We start from the raw sequence: 4,829 nt of genomic DNA, 5'->3' as shown, positions 1-4,829 counted from the left end.
GAGGCCGCCCGCCGTGGCCACCCGGTGCAGCGACGCCGTCAGGGTGTCGCCGCCGACGTACGCCGCCGCGCGGCTGCGTGCGCCGCCCTGCCGGTAGTCGACGGCGACGGGACGTACGGGCGCCCCCGCGTCGAGGGCGGCCTGGAAGACCGCACGGCGGAACGGGCCGCCCGGCGCCGCGCACCACGTGGTGGCCTGCGGAAAGACCGCGAACGAGTGGCCCTCGCCCAGGAACTCCGCCAACTCCTCCACGACGCGGGAAAGTTCGCGTACGGCGTCGCGGTCGATGAAGCGGGTGCCGGCCCGTCGCGTCAGCGGCCCGACGAGCGGCCACTCGGCCACCTCCCGCTTGGCGAGCAGCACCACGGGCTCGACCGCCAGCAGGGCGACGACGTCGAGCCAGGAGACGTGGTTGGCGACGACCAGCGTCCCGGTGGCGGAACCCGGCACCCGCAGCGGACGGTTCGCGGGGAGGTCCAGGCCGACGCCGAGCGCGGCGAGCACGGCGCGGGCGTGCCGTCGCAGTCTCCGGGGATCGGCGATCCACGGACCGGCCGCCACCGCGCTGCCGACGGTGGCGGCAAGCCGCGCGTATCGCGGCAGGACCGCCGCGGGTACGCACCCGCCCGCCGCCGGGACCGCCCACACCCGTCGGCGGAAGGACGCAGCGCACGGTGCAAGGGGACGCCACAGCCCAGGAGTTCACCGTGTGCCGGCCCCCGTCCGGGACGGGTCGGGCGACGGAGCGGGCGCCAGGGCCGGCGCCGCAGACGCCGTCGTCGCGGGCGGGTGCGCCGCGTCGTCGCCGAGGAAGTGCCGCCGGTAGCGGTCGTTCATCCGCACCGTGTCGAGCAGGACGAAGAAGTCCGCGTCGCCGAAGTCCCGGTCGTGCGCGGGTGCTCCGCACATCCACGCGCCGATGCGCAGATAGCCGCGCAGCAGCGGCGGCAGCGCGGCGTAACCGGCCCTGGCGGTCAACGTCCGCTGCGGCAGCCACGGTTGGTACGGGTGGACCCGCAACTCGGGCGGCGAGGCGTGCCGGGTGGTGCCCATCAGCCAGGCGTCGGCCGCCGCCTGACCGCCGTCCGTCAGCGGTACGGAGGCGCAGCCCGCCAGATAGCGGTGTCCGGACAGCAGCACATAGCGGGCGAGCCCGCTCCACATGGCGTTGATGACGGCGCCGTTGCGGTGGCCGGGGTGTACGCATGCGCGTCCCGCCTCGACCATGGCCGGCCGGATCTCCGGCGGCAGGGCGCCGAGGTCGAACTCGCCCTCGGAGTAGAGCCGTTGGGTCCGCCCCGGGGGCAGCAGCCGGTAGGTTCCGACGACTTCGCCCGTCGAGCGTGCCGTGACGACGAGGTGGTCGGCGAGGTCGTCGAAGCCGTCCACGTCGTGTCCCGGCACGGACGAGCGCAGCAGCGCGCCCTTCTCCTCGGCGAAGACACGGTGACGCAGCCGCTGCGCGGCGCGGATCTCCGCCGGCGTCGAGGCGATGGACGGGGTGTAGGAGTCGGCGGCTGCCGATACGGTGGATGCGGTGGACATGGGTGATCTCCCTGTCTGGGGACGCGGCACCCGCGCGGACCGTTGCCAGCGATCTCCGCGAGGGTTCATCCGTAGTCAAGGGGTTGCTCGTGTTCCGCACGGGGCCGCCGAGTTACCGCTCGGCGGCCCCTCCGCGTCGGCTGGGTGCCGTGCGCCCGAGCGGGAACGGACATACCGGACAGCGACCGCGCCGCCGGACGCCCGGCCCGGCCGGATTCCTCCGCGTAGGGGAACCGTCCGCGCACCGACCGCGAACCGTCCTGCCCACGCGCGGCGATCCGGGCGGACACTGGGGGACATGGAGTGGCGAGCGGGCGGCGTCCCTGCGGTGCGGCAACGGCTGGGCAGTGCCCTCTTCGAGCGGGTGGCCGGTCCCGAACGGGCCGCGAACCGGGCCAGGATCCACGGGACGCCGGGGCCCAGATGGTTCCGCGAGGACAGTCCCGTGCGCACCGTGCACGGTGACGCGTCGATGTTCGTCGGCGGACTCAGCGCCCTGCTGCTCCAGTCGCTGCACCCGCTGGCCATGGCCGCGGTGGCGGCGCACTCCGGGTACCAGGGCGACCCGTGGGGACGGCTCCAGCGCACCAGCACCTTCCTCGCCATGACGACGTACGGTGCGGCGCACGACGCCCAACAGGCCGTCGACCACGTCAAGGACGTGCACCGGAAGGTCAGGGGCCGCACCCGCGAGGGGACCGAATACCACGCCGCCGACCCGCACTTGCTCACCTGGGTGCACGTCGCCGAGGTCGACAGCTTCTGGCGGGCCCACCGGCGTTACGGGGCACGGCCGTTGACGCTCCGCGAGTACGACGCGTACGTGGCGGAGACCGCGCGGGTCGCCACCGCCCTCGGCGCCTTCGAACCTCCGCGTGACCGCCGGGAGTTGGCCGAGCGCATCGACGGGTACCGGCACGAACTGCGCGCCACCCCCGAGGCCCGGGAAGCCTCCCGCTTTCTGCTGCTGCGTCCGCCGCTGCCCTGGGCCGCCCGCGCCCCGTACGCCGTCCTCGCCGCCAACGCGGTCGCGCTGCTGCCGCCGTGGGCCCGTGCGCCGCTGGGCCTGCCGCATCTGCCCGTGGTGGAGCGGACCGGTGTGCGCTGGGCCGGTCACGGGCTGACGCGGGCGATCCGCTGGGCCATGCACCCGTGACGGTACGTGCGCGCTCCCGGCCGCGGCGGGCGCGGACGCCACGGGGGCCGCGGTGGTCACACCGCCCGGTCAAGTCACCCCGGCCGCGGCCCGGTTGAGGACGCGGACGCTTCAGCACACTCCGCAGGACGCATCCCGTACGGCCGTCGATCGCCGCGTTGTGACCCACCTCACGAACCCTCTCCCGTACGGCCCGGAACCCCCTCGCCGCTGCGCCCGACTACCTCCACGTCCCGATGCCCCGGGGCCCGAGGGACGTACGGAGAGCCGGAGTTCCGGAGATCCGGAGAGGAGACGCCATGGTGAGCAGCACGGCCACCGCACCGCCGGCCGAGGAGTCGCCTCCGCGCGCCCCGGACGGCGGCGGCGCGGAGACCCGGGCGGGGATACGGGCGCTGCTGCTGCGCGTGCACTTCTACGCCGGAGTCCTCATCGCGCCGTTCCTGCTCGTCGCGGCCGTGACCGGGCTGTGCTACACGGCGATGCCGCAGGTCGAACGGACGCTGTACGCACACGAGTTGAGGGTGACGCCGCGCGGTGCGCCCGACCCGCTCGCCGAGCAGGTGGCCGCCGCGGAGAAGGCCGTACCGGACGGGACGCTCGTCTCCGTGACCACCGGTCCCGGCCCCCGCGACAGCACCCGGGTCGTCTTCGAGGAGCCCGGTCTGAAGGAGGGCTACACACGGACGGCCTTCGTCGACCCCTACGGCCACTCCGTGCTCGGCACGCTGGAGACGTTCGGGCAGTGGCTGCCGGTACGCGCCTGGTTCGACGATCTGCACCGCAATCTCCACCTGGGGGAGTTCGGGCGCAACTACAGCGAGATCGCCGCGAGTTGGCTATGGGTCGAGGTCGCGGGCGGACTGGTGCTGTGGACCGGGCTGCGCCGCTCGCGCCGGAGGCTGCGGCGCACGCTGCTGCCGGAGCGGTCGGCGCCCGCCGGGCGGCGCCGCGTACGGTCCTGGCACGGCGCGGTCGGACTGTGGGCGGCGGCGGGACTGCTGGGCCTGTCGGCGACCGGTCTGACGTGGTCCGCGTATGCGGGCGCCAACATCACCCAGCTCCGCGAGCAGTTGCACAGCCCCACCCCGGAGGTCGCCGCCACCCTTCCGCACACGCACGGCCGGGAGAAGACGGACGGCCGGGAGACCGCGGACGGAGGGAAGGGCCGCAAGGACATCGGGTTCGACGGCGCCGTCCGCAGCGCACGCGAGGCGGGACTCGGCGGCGTCCTGGACGTCACGCCGCCCGCGGACGGCGGCAGCGCGTACGTCGTGAAGGAGAACACCCGCTCCTGGCCGGAGCGTCAGGACTCCGTCGCCGTCGAGCCGCACACCGGGAAGGTCACCGCGACCCTCCGCTTCGACGACTACCCGCTGCTGGCGAAGCTCTCCCGCTGGGGCGTCGACGCGCACATGGGGCTGCTGTTCGGGCTCGTCAACCAGATCGTGCTGGCCCTGCTCGCCCTCGCCCTGATCGCCATGACCGTCTGGGGCTACCGGATGTGGTGGCTGCGCCGTCCCACCCGGGGCCCGGCCTCGGACGGGCGGCTGCCACGGCCGGGGCGCGCACCGGCACGGGGCACCTGGCGCCGCGTCCCGGGCCGGGTGCTGGCTCCGGCCGCCGTCGTGACGGCTCTGGTCGCGTACTGGCTTCCGTGGTTCGGTGTTCCCCTGCTGCTGTTCCTGGCCGTGGACCTGTCGGCGGGACGGATACGGCACGGCCGTGCGACGAAGGAGGCGGGCCTGTGATCTCCGCGCCCGGTCTGCGCTGGATACTCACCGCCGCGCTGGCGGCNCGGTGTGGCGGGCGCTGCGGTCGTCCCGCTCGTCCGTCAGCGGCGCGATCTCCCATCTGCTGCACGCCGTCATGGCGGTGGCGATGGCGGTGATGTGCTGGCCGTCGGGCATGGAGGTACCGGCGGCGCCGCAGGCCGTCTTCTTCGCCGCGGCGGCGCTGTGGTACCCGGCCGCGGCGGCGGGCTCGTCCGGCTCCGCCGGCCCCGTACGCTCGCGCAGGCTCCTCGCCGCGCTGCCGCACACGGCGGTCATGGCCGGGATGGCGTGGATGCTGTACGCGATGGACGCGTCGATGGCCGGCGGCCACCAGGCCGCCGGACCGGCGGGGC

At 74.7% G+C, this 4,829-nt stretch carries 5 protein-coding genes; 3 read left to right on the top strand and 2 right to left on the bottom strand.

What is annotated here, in order from left to right:
* A partial coding sequence (locus AN218_RS13960) for a lysophospholipid acyltransferase family protein (RefSeq protein ID WP_244900449.1) occupies positions 1-561 on the bottom strand: 561 nt, incomplete at its 3' end.
* A 141-nt stretch (positions 562-702) separates the two neighbouring features.
* Positions 703-1,545, bottom strand: coding sequence for a GNAT family N-acetyltransferase (locus tag AN218_RS13955; protein WP_079132155.1), 843 nt, complete (start codon positions 1,543-1,545; stop codon positions 703-705).
* 298 nt (positions 1,546-1,843) lie between these two features.
* On the opposite strand from AN218_RS13955, the gene AN218_RS13950 reads away from it, so the two are divergent.
* The 3 genes from AN218_RS13950 to AN218_RS34475 all read left to right on the top strand — a co-directional run.
* Positions 1,844-2,701, top strand: a complete 858-nt coding sequence (locus AN218_RS13950) for an oxygenase MpaB family protein (protein WP_070017162.1) — start codon at positions 1,844-1,846, stop codon at positions 2,699-2,701.
* A 299-nt stretch (positions 2,702-3,000) separates the two neighbouring features.
* Positions 3,001-4,452, top strand: a complete 1,452-nt coding sequence (locus AN218_RS13945; protein ID WP_070017161.1) for a PepSY-associated TM helix domain-containing protein — start codon at positions 3,001-3,003, stop codon at positions 4,450-4,452.
* Between the two features lie 49 nt (positions 4,453-4,501).
* Positions 4,502-4,829 (top strand): DUF5134 domain-containing protein (locus AN218_RS34475; RefSeq protein WP_216311766.1); only part of this gene is annotated, 328 nt, incomplete at its 3' end.

Origin of the sequence: Streptomyces nanshensis (genome assembly GCF_001751255.1) — a bacterium.
Classification (GTDB): domain Bacteria; phylum Actinomycetota; class Actinomycetes; order Streptomycetales; family Streptomycetaceae; genus Streptomyces; species Streptomyces nanshensis_A.
The sequence above is the reverse complement of the archived record's forward strand: the minus strand, read 5'-3'. Positions and strand labels throughout refer to the sequence as shown.

Coding starts and splice junctions, on each gene's coding strand:
- AN218_RS13955 (WP_079132155.1), bottom strand. CDS start 1,545: ATGTCCACCGCATCCACCGTATCGGCAGCCGCCGACTCCTACACCCCG.
- AN218_RS13950 (WP_070017162.1), top strand. CDS start 1,844: ATGGAGTGGCGAGCGGGCGGCGTCCCTGCGGTGCGGCAACGGCTGGGC.
- AN218_RS13945 (WP_070017161.1), top strand. CDS start 3,001: ATGGTGAGCAGCACGGCCACCGCACCGCCGGCCGAGGAGTCGCCTCCG.